Annotated in this window: 19 protein-coding genes and 1 riboswitch; of the genes, 6 read left to right on the forward strand and 13 right to left on the reverse strand. The window is 42.5% G+C overall.

The features are described 5' to 3' along the window. Nucleotides 1–276: 276 nt before the first annotated feature. From O3655_RS05070 to uvrA, 10 genes are all read right to left on the reverse strand, one after another. Nucleotides 277–729, reverse strand: coding sequence for an SP_0198 family lipoprotein (locus O3655_RS05070; protein ID WP_044021479.1), 453 nt, complete (start codon nucleotides 727–729; stop codon nucleotides 277–279). Between the two features lie 90 nt (nucleotides 730–819). Further along, a complete protein-coding gene (locus O3655_RS05075) occupies nucleotides 820–2,070 on the reverse strand; it encodes a folylpolyglutamate synthase/dihydrofolate synthase family protein (protein WP_371641206.1) in 1,251 nt (416 codons plus the stop codon). 357 nt (nucleotides 2,071–2,427) lie between these two features. After that, nucleotides 2,428–2,733, reverse strand: a complete 306-nt coding sequence (locus O3655_RS05080; RefSeq protein ID WP_000017624.1) for a DUF1292 domain-containing protein — start codon at nucleotides 2,731–2,733, stop codon at nucleotides 2,428–2,430. A 15-nt stretch (nucleotides 2,734–2,748) separates the two neighbouring features. Beyond that, nucleotides 2,749–3,168, reverse strand: coding sequence for a Holliday junction resolvase RuvX (gene ruvX, locus O3655_RS05085; RefSeq protein WP_002876031.1), 420 nt, complete (start codon nucleotides 3,166–3,168; stop codon nucleotides 2,749–2,751). 3 nt (nucleotides 3,169–3,171) lie between these two features. Continuing rightward, entirely contained in the window at nucleotides 3,172–3,438 is a 267-nt protein-coding gene (locus O3655_RS05090; RefSeq protein ID WP_000507059.1) for an IreB family regulatory phosphoprotein, read from the reverse strand. A gap of 86 nt (nucleotides 3,439–3,524) precedes the next feature. Beyond that, complete coding sequence (locus O3655_RS05095) at nucleotides 3,525–4,094, reverse strand: SP0191 family lipoprotein (protein ID WP_049520536.1); 570 nt, start codon at nucleotides 4,092–4,094, stop codon at nucleotides 3,525–3,527. A gap of 66 nt (nucleotides 4,095–4,160) precedes the next feature. Next, on the reverse strand, nucleotides 4,161–4,559 hold the full coding sequence (gene spx / locus O3655_RS05100; protein ID WP_000591165.1) for a transcriptional regulator Spx: 399 nt from the start codon (nucleotides 4,557–4,559) through the stop codon (nucleotides 4,161–4,163). Between the two features lie 134 nt (nucleotides 4,560–4,693). Then, entirely contained in the window at nucleotides 4,694–7,354 is a 2,661-nt protein-coding gene (gene mgtA / locus O3655_RS05105) for a magnesium-translocating P-type ATPase (RefSeq protein ID WP_308697281.1), read from the reverse strand. Between the two features lie 195 nt (nucleotides 7,355–7,549). Next, nucleotides 7,550–7,701, reverse strand: a riboswitch (M-box (ykoK) riboswitch). Between the two features lie 55 nt (nucleotides 7,702–7,756). Continuing rightward, entirely contained in the window at nucleotides 7,757–8,818 is a 1,062-nt protein-coding gene (locus O3655_RS05110; RefSeq protein WP_308697282.1) for a Xaa-Pro peptidase family protein, read from the reverse strand. Continuing rightward, nucleotides 8,811–11,642: an excinuclease ABC subunit UvrA gene (gene uvrA, locus O3655_RS05115; RefSeq protein WP_308697283.1), complete on the reverse strand. Its 2,832-nt coding sequence runs from the start codon at nucleotides 11,640–11,642 to the stop codon at nucleotides 8,811–8,813. Before uvrA ends, O3655_RS05110 begins: the two co-directional genes overlap by 8 nt. Before the next feature lie 136 nt (nucleotides 11,643–11,778). Here uvrA and O3655_RS05120 point away from each other — a divergent pair, with 136 nt between their 5' ends. From O3655_RS05120 to O3655_RS05140, 5 genes are all read left to right on the forward strand, one after another. Next, nucleotides 11,779–12,723: a magnesium transporter CorA family protein gene (locus tag O3655_RS05120; RefSeq protein ID WP_000815616.1), complete on the forward strand. Its 945-nt coding sequence runs from the start codon at nucleotides 11,779–11,781 to the stop codon at nucleotides 12,721–12,723. An 11-nt stretch (nucleotides 12,724–12,734) separates the two neighbouring features. Then, nucleotides 12,735–13,412: a DUF1129 family protein gene (locus O3655_RS05125; protein WP_308697284.1), complete on the forward strand. Its 678-nt coding sequence runs from the start codon at nucleotides 12,735–12,737 to the stop codon at nucleotides 13,410–13,412. A 15-nt stretch (nucleotides 13,413–13,427) separates the two neighbouring features. Then, on the forward strand, nucleotides 13,428–13,775 hold the full coding sequence (locus O3655_RS05130) for a TfoX/Sxy family protein (protein ID WP_007520826.1): 348 nt from the start codon (nucleotides 13,428–13,430) through the stop codon (nucleotides 13,773–13,775). A 167-nt stretch (nucleotides 13,776–13,942) separates the two neighbouring features. Then, nucleotides 13,943–14,977 (forward strand): LD-carboxypeptidase, encoded by a 1,035-nt coding sequence (locus tag O3655_RS05135; protein WP_308697285.1) that lies wholly within the window; start codon nucleotides 13,943–13,945, stop codon nucleotides 14,975–14,977. 105 nt (nucleotides 14,978–15,082) lie between these two features. Beyond that, complete coding sequence (locus O3655_RS05140) at nucleotides 15,083–15,346, forward strand: SemiSWEET family transporter (protein ID WP_000166112.1); 264 nt, start codon at nucleotides 15,083–15,085, stop codon at nucleotides 15,344–15,346. Between the two features lie 79 nt (nucleotides 15,347–15,425). On the opposite strand, the gene O3655_RS05145 is transcribed toward O3655_RS05140, so the two are convergent. From O3655_RS05145 to O3655_RS05155, 3 genes are read right to left on the reverse strand one after another with little or no spacing between them, the layout of a single operon-like run. Next, the gene (locus O3655_RS05145) at nucleotides 15,426–15,992 is read right to left on the reverse strand and encodes a DNA-3-methyladenine glycosylase I (protein WP_308697286.1); all 567 of its coding nucleotides are present in this window, start codon (nucleotides 15,990–15,992) and stop codon (nucleotides 15,426–15,428) included. Between the two features lie 9 nt (nucleotides 15,993–16,001). After that, nucleotides 16,002–16,595, reverse strand: a complete 594-nt coding sequence (ruvA, locus tag O3655_RS05150) for a Holliday junction branch migration protein RuvA (RefSeq protein WP_000273401.1) — start codon at nucleotides 16,593–16,595, stop codon at nucleotides 16,002–16,004. A 12-nt stretch (nucleotides 16,596–16,607) separates the two neighbouring features. Continuing rightward, a complete protein-coding gene (locus O3655_RS05155) occupies nucleotides 16,608–17,840 on the reverse strand; it encodes an MFS transporter (RefSeq protein WP_268721053.1) in 1,233 nt (410 codons plus the stop codon). Between the two features lie 172 nt (nucleotides 17,841–18,012). On the opposite strand from O3655_RS05155, the gene O3655_RS05160 reads away from it, so the two are divergent. Beyond that, nucleotides 18,013–18,519 (forward strand): helix-turn-helix transcriptional regulator, encoded by a 507-nt coding sequence (locus O3655_RS05160; RefSeq protein WP_308697287.1) that lies wholly within the window; start codon nucleotides 18,013–18,015, stop codon nucleotides 18,517–18,519. The last annotated feature ends 80 nt before the right edge of the window (nucleotides 18,520–18,599 follow it).

The raw sequence follows: 18,599 nt of genomic DNA on the forward strand, positions 1-18,599 counted from the left end.
CAGTTCAGGGGTAGATGGCAACCGTTTACCTTTTTCTATGCAAACTATTCCAAGAACTGCAAGATTTCTAAACTACACCCACACTATCTGAAGCGCTACCCCTCTTATTTTTTTAACTAGGGTATTAAGAGGCTTAAAAAGAACTACCAAAATGATAGTTCTTTCCAATATTATTTATATTTTTCAATATCGCACAAATCCTATGACAGTTACTATTGAAGTTGTAGAAGGTAAAGCTGAAACCTTAATTCCAAACTTCTATTTAGATTTGAGATCCTATTTTGTTAATACCACTCGGTCAGATGCCTCTCGGTCCATATCATCGATAATCAATTGATTACCATTAACCGTGTAAATTTTGACATCATCACCGATAATGACACGTTGATTTTCTGGCTCAAAGCTGACTTGCTTGATTTCCTTATCTCCATCTGGCTCGACCTCAGTCCATGTACCAGTTTTACCTGTTACAACAAGAGTGATTTGGTCATTCTCATCTTTTCCAGTATAGGTACCATCAATGTTAGTAGGTTGAGCTACAGTAGTGTCCTGACTTGAGGATGCCTGTGGTTGACTAGCACTTGTCGTAGCGCTAGAAGATGATTCTTGTTGAGTAGATGATTGCTGAGCAGATTGCTGGGTAGGGGCTTGTGCCTTAGGTCCACAAGCTGCTAAAAGACTAAGAATTGCTAGGGAAGCAATAGAAAGTGTGAATGTTTTCGTTTTCATAGCGATTTCCTTTCTTTTGTGCCAATGTTTTGCTGGAATCGTTTCCAGATATACCTCCTACCTACAGTATAGCAACATAAACCTATAAGGTCAACTAATCTCGTCGCTTCCTACCAAACTTGCTCGGACTTCCGAGATAAAGTAGAGGGATCCCGTCACGAAAAGCAAAGCCTGATCATTGGCCTGTTCTTCAAATTCTCTGATAAAGTCGCCATAGGAAGGAATCAAATCATAACCTACCACATCCTTTTCATCCAGAGAGCCTTGGTAGTCAAAGCCTGTTATCTTAAGTTCCACCTCAGGCAACTGCTTAGATAGATAGCCTAGCATCCCCTGATAATCCTTGCGTTTAAGGGCGCCAAAAAGAATGCGAATTTGATAACCTTGCTGGATTTTCCCTTGGATAAACTCTACTAGACGAGTCAAGGCTGGCAGATTGTGAGCCCCATCTAGGTAGATTTGCGGACGAATCCGTTCCAATCGACCTGCCCAATGTGTCTCCTTCAAAGCCCGTCTGACAAACTCTTCTTCGACCCTTCCACCTCCTGACGCCATAAACAGAAGAAAAGTTTCTAAAGCCAAGGCGGCATTTTCTTGCTGGTAAGCACCTTCCAAACCAATTTCAAGCTGTGAAAAGCTTGCTAGGCTACTTGAAAAATCCCCAGCAGTCAAGGTGAAGTCTCGCCCAGCTTGATAGAGATCCACACCTAACTCTCTCGCTGTATTTTGACAGACAAGTTTAGCTTCTGGAGCGAGCTTAGCAATGACTGCCTTCTTGCCAGCCTTGAAAATACCAGCTTTCTGCTCGGCTATTTCCTCCAGACTATCCCCCAAGGTCTCCTGATGATCTAGCCCAATGGAAGTAATAACTGCAATCTCCCCTGTTACGACATTAGTGGTATCAAGCAAACCACCAATTCCCACTTCTAGCAGAACTAGATCCACTCCCTGCTCTTTAAAGTAAAGCAAGGCAATCAGGGTCAACAACTCAAAGAAAGACAATTGATCATGTGTTTCTAAGAGAATTTTCTCCATCTCCTTGACTTGGTTAGCTATACGGACAAAATCTTCCTCTGCGATTGGTTGCCCATTAATACAGATTCGATCATGGATACTGACGATATGAGGAGAGGTAAAAGTACCAACTTTTTTACCATGAGCAACAAACAACTCCCTCATGAAGGCAATAGTTGACCCTTTACCATTAGTCCCTGTTACGTGGATAATAGGATAAGTCTTCTCAGGATTCCCCAGCAAATCCACAGCTCGTTGCATTCGTCCAAGTCCAGATCTAAAATTTAAACCAATCCGACTATGAAGCCATTCTTCTACTTCAAACATACATGTCTCCTTAACAAAAGTCCAATCAACTACCGCATCAAAGTATGATTGCAAATAAAAAACGAGGTCGGGACTAAAATCCCGACCTCTTACCTGGTTAGCTAATCACTAGCTACTATGAATTTCAACGTGGGCTAAAAACATCCACCGGACATTCCTGCGTTTCTAATTTCTGGCGCAGGGCTAAAAACATCCACCGGACTTACTTACGGTCTTTATTTTTAGCGTAAGGGTAAAAATGTTCACTGAACAAACCAGTTCTCTCTTATTTTAAGGAACTGGGCTAAAAACGTTCCCCGGACGTTCCAACTCTCTCCAATTTCTGGGAGTTGGGCTGATACAGTCTCCCAGACTGTATCACTCCTCCATAAAGCTGTTGAAGACTTCTTCAATCATGTTCCATTCGTCTTCTGAGTCTTCTGGGATTGGTTGCAATTCGCCTTCTGTTCCGTCTTCATTTTCGATGAATGAGTAAGCTTGGATTTCAACTTCACCATTTTCATCTTCTTCTGCGTTAACTGGCACTAGCAGAACATAGTTTTTACCAAATTCTTCTTTCCCATCAATGGTCAAAAGAATTTCAAACAAGGTTTCATTTCCTTGCTCATCTACTAGTGTAATCAATTCACGTTCTTCGTGGTCATGGTTGTGATCGTGTGACATAGTTTCTCCTCTGTCTTAAAATTTTCTATCTAAATAATTTTGCAAAATCAGCTGAGCAGCCAACTTATCAATAACTTTCTTGCGTTTGTTACGGCTGATATCTGCTTGTTCAATCAACATACGCTCCGCAGCGACCGTTGTCAAACGCTCATCCTGATAGTCTACTGGCAAACCAAAGAGTTCTTCTAGCTTGGCACCATAGGCTTGACTGGCTTCTACTCGCGGACCACTGGTATTGTTCATGTTCTTTGGCAAACCTACTACAAAGCGTTCTACCTTATAGCTGTCAACCAATTCCTTGATGCGGTCAAAACCAAACTGGCCCTGGTCCTCATTAATCTGGATGATTTCAAGTCCCTGAGCGGTGAAACCGAGCGGATCGCTAATAGCCACCCCTACTGTTTTTGAACCGACGTCCAATCCCATAATTCTCATAGATTATAGATCGACTCCTTGTCCTTTTAGGTAGTAGCGTACCAATTCTTCAACAATTTCATCACGCTCATACTTACGGATTTGATTTCGTGCATTGTTATAACGAGGAACGTAGGCAGGGTCTCCACTCAATACATAACCGACGATCTGGTTAATCGGATTGTAGCCCTTGTCATTCAAAGAAGCATAAACATCTGTCAATGTTTCGCTAATTTCTTTCTTATTGGAATCATCCAATTTAAACCGTACAGTTTCTTCAGTAAATCCCATTCTAACACCCTCTTTCCTTAGAATAGTACTATTATAGCACATTCCCTGACGTTCTACAAATAAATCAGTTTGTTTATTTGGATTTTCTATTGTTCTGTCGCCCCATTTGCCACTCTATCTGCAATATATTGGCTAGGTTCGTTTTTTAAGAGATTTTCAAGGCCGATATTTTTTAAATATTCCAGCTGAGATGCCTTTTTGACATCCAATACTTGAAAATCATAAGTCGTTGTCGTCTGGATTTCTGTCTCGCTGAGTAGCTTTGTTTCCAGTTTGAATCCTGCTAGTTTGCGTGCCTCTTGGATGGTCTCATCCTTTTCTTCCGCTTCTAGAAGCGCTTTTTGCGTCTCCTCTAGGCCATTTTCAGAGATAAAGGTCTTGAGTTCATCCCCGACAGGTCGTTTTTGCTGGATGGTCAAGGTCAAAAACTGATTACCTTTATAGGTAATTGTTTGAATCTGTTGCGTTCCATTTTCTGACTTCGGCATCAACAGAGTCTTGGTGACAACCGTATTTTTTTCGGCATTGTCCAAAACGGGAAGGTTTGATTGGATGGGGTCAGATGCTGTTGTAGAAGCAGCAGGGGTTTCCTTTTTTTGCCCACATCCCGCAAGCAAAAAGACGAGAGCAAAACTAGCAATTAGTAACTTTTTCATAATTCCTCACATGATTTTAAAACAAAAGAGCAAACAAGGCCAGGAGTCACTCCCAGCCTTGATGTTTTATAGAGCTGCACGTAGACGTGCTTCTGCATTTTCTACATTACGGACAGAGCGTGGCAAGAAGGCACGGATATCATCTTCTTTATAGCCGACTTGTAGGCGCTTCTCGTCAACGAGAATCGGACTCTTTAAGATCCGTGGTGTTTCCATGATTAAGTTGAGCACTTCATTGACACTCAAATCCTCGATGTCAACTCCAAGTGCCTTAGCGTAGCGGTTTTTTGACGAAACGATACTGGCAATTCCATTATCTGTTTTCGTGAGAATATCTAATAACTCTTCTCTTGTAATTCCTTCTTTACCGAGATTTTGTTCTTTATAACTTAACTGGTGGGCATTGAGCCAGGTTTTCGCTTTTTTACAGCTAGTACAACTTGAGACTGTATAAATTTTGATCATGTACCTACCCCTTTCGCTACATGTTACTATCAGTTTAGTCTATTATACCATAAAAAACATCCGACTTGCGACCTATTTTTAAAAAAAATTAACTTTTTTCGCGATTTTCGTACTTTTTTCTTGACAAAATCAATTTATAACCAACTTTTAAATTTTTTGATATACAATCGTTTTACAACTGTAACACTTATCATATAGAGAACGATAATCAAAAGCAAAAAGAGGAAATAAATTGGTTCCAAAGGGGTTAAATGAAGCAGGCTAGCAATTGAAGAGTAGGGAAGGAAGGTCACAAAACTAGCTGCTAGCAAGGTTGTTCCAAGAACAAACCATGATGGACGACTTTGTAAGAAAGGAAGTTTTGCTGAACGAAGCATATGGATAACCATGGTTTGGGACCACATGGATTCAATGAACCAACCTGTCTGGAACAAAATAATAAAGCCCGTTGCAGACTCTGCTCCGTGAGCATAGGCTTGACCTGTCGCCATTGGGACAATGACAAAATAGAGCAAGATAAAGGTCAAAATATCAAAGGCAGAAGAAATCGGACCCATCCAAATCATAAAACGAGTAATAGACTTAGCTTCCCACTTATGAGGATGTTTCAAAAAGTCTTCATCCACATTATCAAATGGCAAGGCAATGCAAGAAAGATCATAGACGAGGTTTAACACAATCAAGTGAATCGGAGCCATAGGAAGGAAAGGTAAAAAGATACCAGACACTAACAGAGAGAAAATGTTCCCGAAATTAGAGCTGACCGTCATCTTGATATATTTGGTCATATTAGCGTAGACCTTACGCCCTTCAACCAGCCCTTTTTCAAGCACCATCAAATCCTTATCTAGCAAAATGACATCAGCCGTTTCTTTGGCAATATCTACTGCTGTATCAACAGAAATCCCCACATCAGCCACTTTCATAGAAGGGGCATCATTGATCCCATCTCCCATATAGCCGACACAATGTCCATTCGATTTGATTTGTAAAATGATTCGTGCTTTTTGATCCGGAGAGAGTTTGGCAAAGACAGTCACTTTCTCAACTGCTTGGGCCAATTCTTCGTCCGTCATGGCATCAATATCAGAACCCAACAAGATTTGATCAACGTCTAAACCAACTTTTTCGCAAACTGCTTGGGTTACCTTTTCATTGTCACCCGTCAAGATCTTTGTTTGAACACCGTGTTCTAACAAAGCTTGGATAGCAGGTGCTGCTGATGGTTTTGGTGGATCTAGAAAGGCAAGATATCCTGTTAGAATCATCTCTTTTTCATCTTCAACGGAGTAAGCAAAACCTTCCTTTAAGCCTGTTTTATAAGCGACTCCCAAGACTCGCAATCCCTGTTGATTAAGTTGATCTACTTCTTTTAAGATTTCCGCTCGGATATCATCCGTCAGAGGGCTAATCTGACCTTGATATTCCACATGGGTTGAAATCGCAAGCATTTCCTCTAGAGCACCCTTGGTTACCAAACTAACAACTTCGTTCTCATCCTTGACGATGACACTCATCCGTCTGCGTTCAAAATCAAAAGGTAATTCATCTATTTTTTGGAAGCTAGTATCCAAATTTTGTAGAATAGCGTGTTCTTTAGCTTCTTTTTCAGTTCTACTGATAATGGCACGGTCCATCAAGTTTTTCAAACCGGTTTGAAAATAGGAATTGAGATAGGCACGTCTCAACACAGACAAATCCAGATCTCCATGTATATCCAAAGGATATTCAAGGACAATTTCGTCTTGGGTAAGGGTTCCGGTTTTATCTGTGCATAGGATATCAATAGCACCTAGGTCCTGTATGGCATTGAGTTTTTTGATAACCACTTTTTCCTTGGCCATGATAATAGAGCCTTTTGCTAGACTGGCCGTGATGATCATAGGAAGCATCTCAGGTGTCAATCCAACACCAACACTCAGTGCAAACACACCTGCTTCCAGCCAGTCGCCATCTGTCAAGCCATTGGAGAGAAACACGATGGGAACCATGACCAACATCAAACGGATCAAGAGCCAAGAGATGCTGTTCATCTCCCGTTCAAATGAAGTAGGTTCGTCATAGGTATTGAGAGTCTGCTCGATCTCTCCCATCATGGTATCATCACCGACCGCTAGAATCAAAGCCTTGGCACTTCCTGATATCACATTGGTTCCCATAAAAGCGAGCGCTTCTGCTTCTAGCAGACTATCAAAGTTTGATTGACTCATTTTTGACAAGGCTAGTTTTTCAACCGAGTCACTTTCACCTGTCAAACCAGACTGTTGGACAAAGAAATCACGTGATTCAATTAAAAGGAGGTCTGCTGGAATCATATCCCCAGCACTTAATTTGACTATATCTCCAACGACCAAATCTTCAATTGCGACCTCTAAACTCTGGCCTTCGCGAATAACTGTGGCTGTGTTCACAATCATTTTGGATAGATTGGTCGCAGCCTTGTCACTCCGCAATTCTTGAACAAAGCGTATGCCACCAGAGATTAGAACGAGAACGACGATGATGATAGAGGTCGTCGGATCTTCTTGCCCAGGCTTCGCCAACCAGACATTGGTCACCATGGAAATCATAGCGATGACCAGCAGGATAATTGTAAATGGATTGATAATGGATTCGTAAATCTTTTTGAGGATACTGTCTTCTTGACCCTTGGTGATGGTGTTTTCGCCATATAGGTCACGATTTTTCTCCACCTGCTCCTCAGTCAAGCCTGTTAGACTTGTCTTATAAAAAGATAGAGTTTCGTTTAAAGATGTGTGAATAGCTGTTGCTAATCTTTCTTTTGTAGTTTTCATTGGTTTCTCCTATCTGTATGAATGATGTGTTTCATACACAGAGACCAATCACTTTATAAGGGCAGAACGACACAAATCAGCGATTGGCTGTGTATGTGCGGTTCTGGATGATCGTCAATTTGCATCGTTTGTCTCCTTTCCTTGTTCTAAAACAGTAGAAAATCCCACCATAAAATGGCAGGATTAAAAAACTAATTATCTGTTTTTTCGTTCAAGCTTTAACTCCATAGGGCAATGTAATGAGCTTAGTCTTGGCCTTCGCGACCAGGACTGTTGACCAACGAGTAGTGTCTCCACTGCTTTGCGGTAGTCATCCGTATCCCTATGGTAGCCTCACCTACCGTTTTCGTTTATCAGTATAAACCTTTAAAATATAAAAGTCAATGATTTATCTTAATTTTCTTAAATAACAATTAATTCCTTCGGCGCTAGAGTCAACAATTCGCAACCGTTATCTGTAATTAAGATATCATCTTCAATACGAACGCCGTATTTACCTTCAATATAAATACCCGGTTCATCAGTCAAGACCATACCAGATTTAATGACTTCTTTGGAAGTTTGGCTAAAGTAGGGTTCTTCGTGGATATCCAGTCCGATACCGTGTCCAATACCGTGAGTAAAGTAATCACCGTGACCTGCCTCGATGATAATATCACGAGGAATTTTGTCAAAGTCACGGAAACCTAATCCTGCCTTAGCTTGGTCAATCAAGGCTTGGTTGGCTTTTAGAACCGTATTGTAAATCTCTGCCTGCTCGTCACTGACATGACCGAGGTAGATGGTCCGTGTCATATCGCTGACATAGTGGTCGTAGAGACAGCCAAAGTCCATGGTAATGGCTTCTCCTGCTTCAACCGGTTTGTGCATTGGATGAGCATGGGGCTTAGAAGAGTTGATGCCACTTGCTAGGATTGTGTCAAAAGACAAGCCCGCCGCTCCTAACTCACGCATGCGGAAATCAAGGAAGTTAGCAATTTCAATCTCAGTTTTTCCTGGTTTGATAAAATCAAGCGCATCGCAAAAAGCTTGGTCTGAGATAGAACATGCCTTACGAATAGTCGCAATCTCCGCCTCATCCTTAATCATACGAAGCGCTTCAACAAACTGAGTCTGTGGAAGCAAGTCGATCCCTGCAAATGCTGCCTGCATACGGTGATAATAAGAGACCGAAATCTCGTCTTCAAAACCGACGCGAGACAAGCCCATATCCTTAACAATGCCTGCAATAACAGCCAATTCATCGCGGTCAGCCACAATCTCAAAACCTGTCACTTCTTGCTTAGCTGCAATGATATAGCGAGAGTCTGTCACCAAAATCTGACGGTCACGGCTGATAAAGACTGTTCCATTTGAACCCCAAAAACCAGTCAAATAATAGACGTTTTTAAGGTTGTTGATGATGATACCATCTAGTTCTTTTTCTTGCATTTTAGCTAGAAATGCTTGCACACGTTTATTCATGATGTAACTTTCCTTTCAAATAGTGTCCTGTGTAGCTGGCTTCATTGGCCGCTACTTCTTCTGGAGTTCCTGTTGCGATGATGGTTCCGCCACCGACACCGCCCTCAGGTCCCAAATCGATGATATGGTCTGCCGTCTTGATGACATCCAGATTGTGCTCAATGACGAGAACAGTATTGCCATCGTCGACAAAGCGAGCTAAAACCTTGAGCAAGCGAGCGATATCCTCGGTATGAAGCCCTGTCGTCGGCTCATCCAGAATGTAGAAGGATTTTCCTGTCGAGCGTTTGTGGAGCTCACTAGCTAACTTCATACGCTGGGCTTCTCCACCTGAAAGGGTGGTAGCTGGTTGTCCTAACGTTACATAGCCCAGCCCTACATCCTTGATGGTCTGGAGTTTACGTTGAATCTTAGGAATGTGTTGGAAGAATTCCACCGCATCGTTGACGGTCATATCCAAGACCTGCGAGATATTTTTTTCCTTGTAGTGAACTTCAAGGGTTTCACTGTTGTAGCGAGTCCCGTGGCAGACTTCACAAGCCACGTAAACATCTGGCAAGAAGTGCATCTCGATCTTGATAATCCCGTCACCTGAGCAGGCTTCGCAACGACCACCCTTGACGTTGAAACTGAAACGGCCCTTCTTATAGCCTCGAATCTTAGCTTCATTTGTCTGGGCAAAAAGGTCACGTATGTCGTCAAAAACTCCTGTATAGGTAGCAGGGTTGGACCTCGGCGTTCGTCCGATCGGGCTCTGGTCAATGTCAATCAAGCGGTCTACATGCTCAATCCCTGTGATGGTTTTGAATTTACCAGGCTTGTCTGAATTGCGATTGAGCTTCTGGGCAATGGCTTTTTTGAGGATGCTGTTGATTAAGGTCGACTTCCCTGAACCTGACACCCCTGTCACTGCTATGAATTTTCCTAGCGGGAAGCGAGCGGTAATATTTTGCAAGTTGTTCTCACGCGCACCTGTCACTTCGATAAAACGACCATTTCCGGCACGGCGCTCTGCTGGTACTGGAATGGCTCGTTTTCCTGATAAGTACTGGCCTGTGATAGACTTACTATTACGGGCCACCTGCTTAGGCGTACCTGCAGCGACAATTTCTCCACCAAAAACACCGGCACCTGGACCAACGTCAATCAGATAATCCGCCTCGCGCATGGTATCTTCGTCATGTTCTACCACGATGAGAGTATTGCCCAAATCACGCATTTTTTTCAAGCTAGCAATCAGGCGGTCATTATCCCTCTGGTGGAGTCCAATCGACGGCTCATCCAGGATATAAAGAACACCTGATAAGTTGGAACCAATCTGAGTCGCCAAGCGAATTCGCTGACTCTCCCCACCTGACAGGGTTCCTGCCGAACGTGACAGCGTCAAATAGTTAAGTCCCACGTTATTGAGGAAGGTCAAGCGATCCTTGATTTCCTTGAGAATGGGACGAGCAATAATCGCTTCATTTTCAGACAAGGTCAACTGGCTCACCAACTCCAAATGGTCTGCGATAGACAAATCTGAGATTTCACCGATATGTGGCCCTTGCTCACCACCCACACGAACAGACAAGGCCTGATCGTTGAGACGATAGCCGTGACAAGTTCCGCAGGTCAGCTCATTCATGTAGAGACGCATCTGGGTACGGGTGTAGTCACTATTAGTTTCATGGTAACGGCGCTTGATATTATTGACAACTCCCTCAAAAGGAACGTCGATATCGCGCACACCGCCAAATTCATTTTCATAGTGGAAATGGAATTCCTTGCCATCTGAGCCATAGAGAATCAAGTTTTTATCTTCTTCTGACAAGTCCTCAAAAGGCTTATCCATATCCACTCCAAAGGCTGTCATGGCCTGCTCTAGCATATTTGGATAGTAGTTGGATGAGATAGGATTCCAAGGTGCTAATGCTCCCTCACGCAAAGTTTTGCTGGTATCAGGAACCACCAAGTCAACATCCACCTCCAGCTTGATGCCCAAACCATCACACTCACTACACGAGCCAAACGGGGCATTGAAGGAGAAGAGACGAGGCTCTAACTCTGGTACTGTAAAACCACAAACTGGACAGGCATAATGCTCAGAAAAGAGCAACTCAGAATCGTCCATAGTGTCGATAATGACATAACCTTCTGCGATACGAAGGGCAGCCTCAATGGAATCAAAGAGACGGCTACGAATGCCCTCCTTGATGACAATACGGTCGACCACGACATCGATATTGTGTTGCTTGCTCTTCGACAACTCTGGCACTTCGGTCACATCATAAACTTCCCCATCCACACGGACGCGGACATAACCGTCTTTCTGAATCTTTTCAATGACGCTCTTGTGTTGCCCTTTTTTCTTACGAATGACAGGAGCTAAGATTTGCAGACGTTGGCGTTCTGGCAATTCCAAAACCTTATCCACAATTTGCTCCACAGAAGAAGCCTTGATAGCCCCATGCCCGTTGATACAGTAAGGCGTCCCCACACGTGCGTAGAGGAGACGCAAATAATCATTGATTTCAGTCGTCGTTCCAACGGTCGAGCGCGGGTTTTTACTAGTCGTTTTCTGGTCGATGGAAATAGCTGGGCTGAGACCATCAATGGCATCTACATCTGGTTTTTCCATGTTGCCCAAAAACTGGCGAGCATAGGCTGATAGACTCTCTACATAGCGACGTTGGCCCTCAGCATAGAGGGTATCAAAGGCCAGACTGGATTTCCCAGACCCTGACAAACCAGTCACAACAACCAGCTTGTCTCGCGGAATCTCCACATCAATATTTTTTAAGTTATGGGCACGTGCCCCATGAATCACAATTTTATCTTGCATCTTTGTTCTTTCTAGTCCATTATTGCTTTCCATTATACCAAAAAATGTGAAATTCTATTACCCAAAAAGCTGTTTTTATAGTATAATAGTACGGTGCAAAAAATGAATCACTGAATAGTAGGAAAGGATAGGGGATATGAAACAAGTTTTTCTCTCAACAACAACGGAATTTAAAGAGATCGACACGCTTGAACCGGGTACTTGGATCAACCTCGTCAATCCTACACAAAATGAATCGTTGGAAATCGCTAACGCCTTCGACATTGACATTGCCGACCTTCGAGCACCGCTCGATGCGGAAGAAATGTCCCGTATTACCATCGAAGATGAGTACACTTTGATTATCGTGGACGTTCCCATCACAGAAGAAAGAAACAATCGTACCTACTACGTTACGATTCCACTGGGGATTATCATCACCGAGGAAACCATTATCACCACCTGCTTGGAACCCCTCCCCGTTCTCGATGTCTTTATCAACCGTAGACTGCGCAATTTCTACACTTTCATGCGTTCACGTTTTATCTTCCAGATTCTCTACCGCAACGCTGAACTTTACCTGACAGCCCTTCGTTCGATTGACCGTAAGAGTGACCAGATCGAAAGTCAACTTCACAAATCTACTCGAAACGAAGAACTGATCGAACTCATGGAATTGGAAAAGACCATCGTCTATTTCAAGGCCTCACTTAAGACAAATGAGCGCGTGATTAAGAAATTGACCAGTGCAACCAGCAATATCAAAAAATACTTAGAGGACGAAGACCTACTTGAGGATACCCTGATTGAAACTCAACAGGCTATTGAGATGGCAGATATCTATGGAAACGTCCTTCACTCTATGACAGAGACCTTTGCCTCTATCATTTCCAACAACCAGAACAACATCATGAAGACCCTGGCTCTCGTGACCATCGTCATGTCTGTCCCAACCATGATCTTCTCAGCCTACGGGATGAACTTTAAGGATAATGAAATCCCTTTGAACGGTGAGCCTCATGCCTTCTGGTTAATCGTCTTTATCGCCTTTGCTATGAGTGTTTCGCTCACTCTCTATCTCATCCATAAGAAATGGTTCTAAGAGGAATTCCTATGTCTCAGATTGATCTACAAAAATTAACTAAGAAAAACCAAGAGTTTATCCATATTGCTACCCAGCAATTTATCAAAGATGGCAAAACAGATGCTGAAATCAAGGCTGTTTTTGAGGAAGTCATTCCTAAAATCCTTGAAGAGCAAGGCAAAGGAACAACAGCTCGTTCCCTCTATGGCGCTCCAACTCACTGGGCTCACAGTTTCACAGTCAAGGAACAGTACGAAAAAGAGCATCCAAAAGAAAATGATGATCCAAAACTCATGATTATGGACTCAGCCCTTTTTATCACCAGTCTCTTTGCACTGGTTAGCGCTCTGACCAACTTTTTCTCTACAGACCAGGCTATTGGCTATGGTTTGATTACCCTCTTGTTGGTTGGACTTGTTGGAGGGGTGGCCTTCTACTTGATGTACTACTTTGTCTACCAGTATTATGGACCAGACACAGATCGTAGCCAGCGCCCTCCTTTCTGGAAATCAATCCTCGTCATCCTCGCTGCTATGCTTCTCTGGTTGGCTGTCTTCTTCGCAACAAGCTTCCTACCAGCAGCTCTCAATCCAATTCTTGCTCCACTGCCTTTGGCTGTCCTAGGAGCAGCCCTTCTCGCCCTTCGCTTCTATCTCAAGAAACGCTTCAATATCCGAAGCGCAAGCGCAGGCCCATCCCGTTATTAAGAAAAGTGAAACGCTATGGCATATAGTCAATCCTTAGCACAGCAGATTCGAAAAATTCTAGCACTCAAACTTCCTCCCCAAATTTTCGAAGAAGAGCTAGAAGAAAAGAAACTGTTTGGTGGCCTGGCCTTTATGATTCGTGGGAAAATGGTTCTTACAGTCAGTTCCAGAAAGGACGAGCTGGTTATGGTGAGAATTGGCAAAGAAATGGAAAAGCAAGTTCTACCCCGAACAGGAGCTCGTACTACATTGATGAGAGGGCGACCTTATCATGGCTATATAGACCTAGATATTGAAGGTCAAAAAGAACTTCCTTACTGGATTGATTTAGCCCTCTCCTATAATCAAGAGTTAACCAAGTAACTCATATCTAGTGAGATTACAGATTAGTAAAACGATAAGCAACTGCACTAGCGGTTGCTTTTTTCTTGCTTTCTTGATATCCAATAGAACTTCTACCCCCAATCCCTATAGTTTTCTCCCATCTTTTATGATAAAATAGGCTCAATCAATTTCTAGGAGGATGAGATATGGTTTCTACTATTGGTATCGTGAGTTTGTCTAGTGGTGTTATCGGAGAGGATTTTGTCAAACACGAAGTCGATTTGGGTATTCAACGTCTCAAGGATTTGGGACTCAATCCTATCTTTTTACCTCATTCGCTAAAAGGCTTAGACTTTATCAAGGACCATCCGGAGGCACGTGCAGAGGATTTGATGCAGGCCTTTTCTGATGATAGCATCGACATGATCCTATGCGCCATCGGTGGGGATGATACCTATCGCTTGCTACCCTACCTTTTTGAAAACGACCAGCTCCAAAAGGTTATCCAACAAAAGATTTTTCTTGGCTTCTCGGATACAACCATGAACCACCTTATGTTGCACAAACTAGGGATCAAGACTTTTTATGGGCAATCCTTTCTAGCAGACATTTGTGAATTGGACAAGGAGATGTTGCCCTATAGTCTCCACTACTTTAAAGAATTGATCGAGACGGGAAGAATCTCAGAAATCCGCCCTAGCGACCTTTGGTATGAGGAACGGACTGATTTTAGTCCCAAGGCTCTGGGAACAGCTCGTATCAGTCATGTAAATACAGGCTTTGATTTGTTGCAAGGAAATGCTCAGTTTGAGGGAGAAATTCTCGGTGGTTGCCTTGAGTCCCTCTATGATATCTTTGACAATTCTCGATACGCAGACAGCACGGACCTCTGCCAAGAGTACCGACTCTTCCCTGACTTATGTGACTGGGAAGGAAAGATTCTCTTGCTAGAAACAAGCGAAGAAAAGCCTGAACCTGATGATTTCAAAAAAATGTTGCGGACTTTAAAGGACACGGGGATATTTGGGGTTATCAGTGGACTCTTGGTCGGAAAGCCAATGGATGAAACCTTCTATGACGACTATAAGGAAGCACTATTGGATATCATTGATAACAATATCCCGATTGTCTATAATCTGAATGTCGGTCACGCAACTCCAAGAGCCATTGTGCCCTTTGGCGTTCACGCTTATGTGGATACACAGAAGCAAGTCATTCGCTTTGACTATAACAAAAAATAAACAATTTCTCCATTTTTGTGCTTTGGTATTGATTTTCGTTACAATTTGTGTCTGAATTTATTGCATTTTGCTTATTTCTATGATATCTTTTTAAAGGAGGTGTATATGACTAAACAAAAAATAAATCAAATTGTCGGTTCAATCGGGGCCTTTATCGGGATTATTGTATTTATCGCCTACATCCCACAAATTTTTGCCAATTTACAAGGCAACAAGGCTCAACCATTTCAGCCTTTATCCGCAGCAGTATCTTGTTTAATTTGGGTTATTTACGGATGGACAAAAGAACCTAAGAAGGATTGGATACTAATTATTCCAAACTCAGCCGGCGTTGTCTTAGGTGGACTGACATTTCTCACTGCACTATAAAAATTACTAGCATATAATCAAAAAGCTGAGAAACTCATCTCAGCTTTTTCTATATTCTCAGATAATTAGACGCCTGCACTCACTTATTTCCGCTTTTCCACTCGCAATCATTCTCGTGGTCGTCAATCAAACCTGCTGCTTGTAGAAAAGATAAAACGGCAACTGGGCCTGTGAACTTGAAACCTTGTTTTTTTAGATCTTTAGCTAATTTTTCAGACAAGGCTGTTTTAGCAGGTGCTAGGTGATAGTCAGGAACATCATTCACGATCGTTTTCCCCTTAACAAAGGACCAGAAATAAGCATCAAAAGAGCCAAAGGTTTTCTGGATTTGTAAAAATGCCTGGGCGTTGGCACGCGTCGCAAAGAGCTTGGCACGATTTCGGATGATGGCTGGATTCTCTAACAAGGCTTCCAACTCCCCATCTGTCATTTCCGCGACCGCTTGAATTTGATAGCCATGAAATGCTTCTCGGAAAGCCTGGCGTTTGTTGAGTACCGTTTCCCAAGACAGACCAGCCTGATAAGTCTCCATACAGAGCAGTTCAAAAAGAGCGCGGTCATCATGAAGGGGTTGCCCCCACTCCTCATCATGATAGGCTACATATAAGGGATTATTCATTTTTACCCAACCACAGCGTTTTGGCATATTATACTCCTATTTGACCAACATCTTAAGGGCCGACTTGATATAGTTCTCTGCTGTATCCGTCGTTCCTTCAAAGAATTTCTTGATTTTCTTAAGTTCAGTCGCCTTGTAGCCCAGTGCCAGCATGGCTTCCATAGCTTCTTCCAGTTCTTGGTTTTCAGCGCTGGTTTGCACTGCGACCTTGGAAGGAAGGTCATCACTAGCCACGACTACCTTGCCTTCCAAGTCCAGCACCATCTGCTGGGCTGTTTTCTTGCCAATTTTAGGGAACTTGGTCAAGTAGGTGATGTTCTTAGTCTCGATCGCTTGAACCAAGCCAGCATTGTCATCAGCTGCGATGATAGCAAGAGCTGACACAGGACCAATCCCTGAGACCGAGATCAGACTGAGAAAGAGCTTTTTCTCATCTTCTGAGCGAAAACCGTAGAGCAGATGGGCATCCTCACGAACAACTTGGTGCACATAAATCTGAGTTTCTTGATTGACCTGACCTGAGTAGGCATAGGGATTGGCTACATGCAAGATATAACCGATACCATTTGCCTCAAGGATGATATATTTAGCAGTGATTTTGGTAATGATTCCTTTTAGATATTCGTACATAATTTTCACTTTCTATAATTGATTTGCAATTCCTTGTAAATGCGCTGCTCTGATGATAAGAAGCAACCCAAGTACTGCACACACAATAAAAACGAGCCAAACACCTACAGCACCTGTTGCAGCGCTGATAGAAATCATCGCCCCCGCTAAAATAGACGCTAAAGGCTGCGCCATATTAAGGAAACCTGAGTAGGTTCCGAGCTTATTCTCATTCATCATTTCCGCCCGCAAAACTTGGCTTGGCGGCATGCAGATGAGTTCCCCCATAGTATAGAGAATGGCTAGCAAAAACAGAGCCCAGAAACTCCTGAAGACAATGGTGAAAAGCATACCCAAGTCAAAGATAATACTTCCCAATAAAAACTGCGGTATGAGCTTCATTTCCTTGGTCAAACGATTGGCAGTCGTTATGAAGCAAACAATAATCAGGGTATTGATAAAGACCATGATACTGAGCATCTTAGCTCCTGAAATATGAATACCGAAAATACTACTCGCGATGAATGACTCTTTCAAATGAACGGGTATATAATTGTCAATTTGCAACCAGATAACACCATTAAATACAGTCCCTAACGTATAAAGTAGGAAAATTTTGTCCTGAAAAACAGAAACATAATTTTTCACAGTTGCCAAAGGACTGCTACCATGCTCAAAGACCAGATTAGCTGGTTTGCTTTCTGAAAAATATTTCCAAGCGAGGAAAAAATTCAAGAAGCTAATCACCGTCAAAACCAGAAGCAACTCAAAAAAATGGTGGTCGTAAAAGAAACCTGCAAGCCCTGCTCCTAACATAACGGATACATTGACAAACCAATAACTAATCGTATAAACGAAACGGCGATTTTGCTCGTCGGTCAAATCAATAATCATCGCATCAATAGCCGGCCAAGAGAAAGTTCCTGCGGCCTCTGCCAGCAACATTCCGACAAAAGTCAAAAAGGGAAAAATATGATTAGGCATATTTGCCAGCAGCACAAGAAAGTAGCCACTCGCAAGACCAAAGTTTCCCCAGTCAATGACTTTCTTACGTCCCCAAAGATCCGCCAAATGTCCACCATACAGCCCAGCTAAAAAACCAATGAGTTTGGTTGTGATCATCAATAACCCCGCCCAAAAGGCTCCAAAATATTGAACATAGTACATGGCCATAAAAGGAGTAATGGCACTCTCTAAAATCCGTGCTACAAAGCTCATCCATTCCCGCATTTGAATTTGCTTGGGGAGGGCAAAAAATTCTTTCATCTTTCATTCCTTTTTCATAATTTCTTCGCTTTTTCTTACCTAGTATATCATATTTTTTTGCTGAAAACTGCAAACACAAGTGCAACCTCTGGTTGACAAATAGTACAGGGGATTGTATTCTCATAATAAGTAAAAATTGTTAGGATAGAAGTAGAAAAAGGAGGATAGAATAATGAAACTCGCAGAAAAACTATTTGAGCTCAGAAAGGAAAAAGGTTGGTCCCAAGAAAAACTAGCAGAACAAATCAATGTTTCTCGGCAAAGCATCTCCAAATGGGAGTCTGGACAAGTACTTCCTGAAATCGAAAAAATTATTGAATTAAGCAAGATTTTTCAAGTGACAACTGACTATCTCTTACTGGATGAAAACTCTGAAAAATCTTCAACGGCAGTGATTTTGGAGGAAGACAAGGACAACTACTATAAAGAGGTTAAATCCTTTGGTCTTTGGCAAGTGATTTATATTTTTGTATTGGCTCTGGCTATCTATCTCTTTTTAGCCGGTTCTAGTTTTCCAGCTGAATTCACCGCTTGGATCTGGCTAACCTTCGTTCTCTTAATCGCTTCTGCTGTCGCTATCAATAAGGTTCTCAAAACCAAACAACGTTATCTTGATAAGGTCATTGGTCTTGAGACTCCTTCAGACAACGACGATTCTACAAAGCCTGGAATCACCTAATTCAGTTTTCACAACATTTTTATAGAACTGGTCTTGTCAAGCAAGTGTAAATATCGTGTCAAGTTGCCCATGTCCAATCA

This window comes from Streptococcus sp. 27098_8_70 (assembly GCF_041432215.1).
GTDB classification, from domain to species: Bacteria; Bacillota; Bacilli; order Lactobacillales; family Streptococcaceae; genus Streptococcus; species Streptococcus oralis_CP.

What these genes read in the sequence shown, in the direction of transcription:
- O3655_RS05110 (WP_308697282.1), bottom strand. Translation starts at nt 8,818, where the DNA reads ATGAATAAACGTGTGCAAGCATTTCTAGCTAAAATGCAAGAAAAAGAA.
- O3655_RS05145 (WP_308697286.1), bottom strand. Translation starts at nt 15,992, where the DNA reads ATGCCAAAACGCTGTGGTTGGGTAAAAATGAATAATCCCTTATATGTA.
- O3655_RS05075 (WP_371641206.1), bottom strand. Translation starts at nt 2,070, where the DNA reads ATGTTTGAAGTAGAAGAATGGCTTCATAGTCGGATTGGTTTAAATTTT.
- O3655_RS05160 (WP_308697287.1), top strand. Translation starts at nt 18,013, where the DNA reads ATGAAACTCGCAGAAAAACTATTTGAGCTCAGAAAGGAAAAAGGTTGG.
- O3655_RS05120 (WP_000815616.1), top strand. Translation starts at nt 11,779, where the DNA reads ATGAAACAAGTTTTTCTCTCAACAACAACGGAATTTAAAGAGATCGAC.
- ruvX (WP_002876031.1), bottom strand. Translation starts at nt 3,168, where the DNA reads ATGAGAATTATGGGATTGGACGTCGGTTCAAAAACAGTAGGGGTGGCT.
- mgtA (WP_308697281.1), bottom strand. Translation starts at nt 7,354, where the DNA reads ATGAAAACTACAAAAGAAAGATTAGCAACAGCTATTCACACATCTTTA.
- O3655_RS05140 (WP_000166112.1), top strand. Translation starts at nt 15,083, where the DNA reads ATGACTAAACAAAAAATAAATCAAATTGTCGGTTCAATCGGGGCCTTT.
- uvrA (WP_308697283.1), bottom strand. Translation starts at nt 11,642, where the DNA reads ATGCAAGATAAAATTGTGATTCATGGGGCACGTGCCCATAACTTAAAA.
- O3655_RS05090 (WP_000507059.1), bottom strand. Translation starts at nt 3,438, where the DNA reads ATGGGATTTACTGAAGAAACTGTACGGTTTAAATTGGATGATTCCAAT.
- O3655_RS05070 (WP_044021479.1), bottom strand. Translation starts at nt 729, where the DNA reads ATGAAAACGAAAACATTCACACTTTCTATTGCTTCCCTAGCAATTCTT.
- O3655_RS05095 (WP_049520536.1), bottom strand. Translation starts at nt 4,094, where the DNA reads ATGAAAAAGTTACTAATTGCTAGTTTTGCTCTCGTCTTTTTGCTTGCG.
- O3655_RS05080 (WP_000017624.1), bottom strand. Translation starts at nt 2,733, where the DNA reads ATGTCACACGATCACAACCATGACCACGAAGAACGTGAATTGATTACA.
- O3655_RS05130 (WP_007520826.1), top strand. Translation starts at nt 13,428, where the DNA reads ATGGCATATAGTCAATCCTTAGCACAGCAGATTCGAAAAATTCTAGCA.
- ruvA (WP_000273401.1), bottom strand. Translation starts at nt 16,595, where the DNA reads ATGTACGAATATCTAAAAGGAATCATTACCAAAATCACTGCTAAATAT.
- spx (WP_000591165.1), bottom strand. Translation starts at nt 4,559, where the DNA reads ATGATCAAAATTTATACAGTCTCAAGTTGTACTAGCTGTAAAAAAGCG.
- O3655_RS05135 (WP_308697285.1), top strand. Translation starts at nt 13,943, where the DNA reads ATGGTTTCTACTATTGGTATCGTGAGTTTGTCTAGTGGTGTTATCGGA.
- O3655_RS05155 (WP_268721053.1), bottom strand. Translation starts at nt 17,840, where the DNA reads ATGAAAGAATTTTTTGCCCTCCCCAAGCAAATTCAAATGCGGGAATGG.
- O3655_RS05125 (WP_308697284.1), top strand. Translation starts at nt 12,735, where the DNA reads ATGTCTCAGATTGATCTACAAAAATTAACTAAGAAAAACCAAGAGTTT.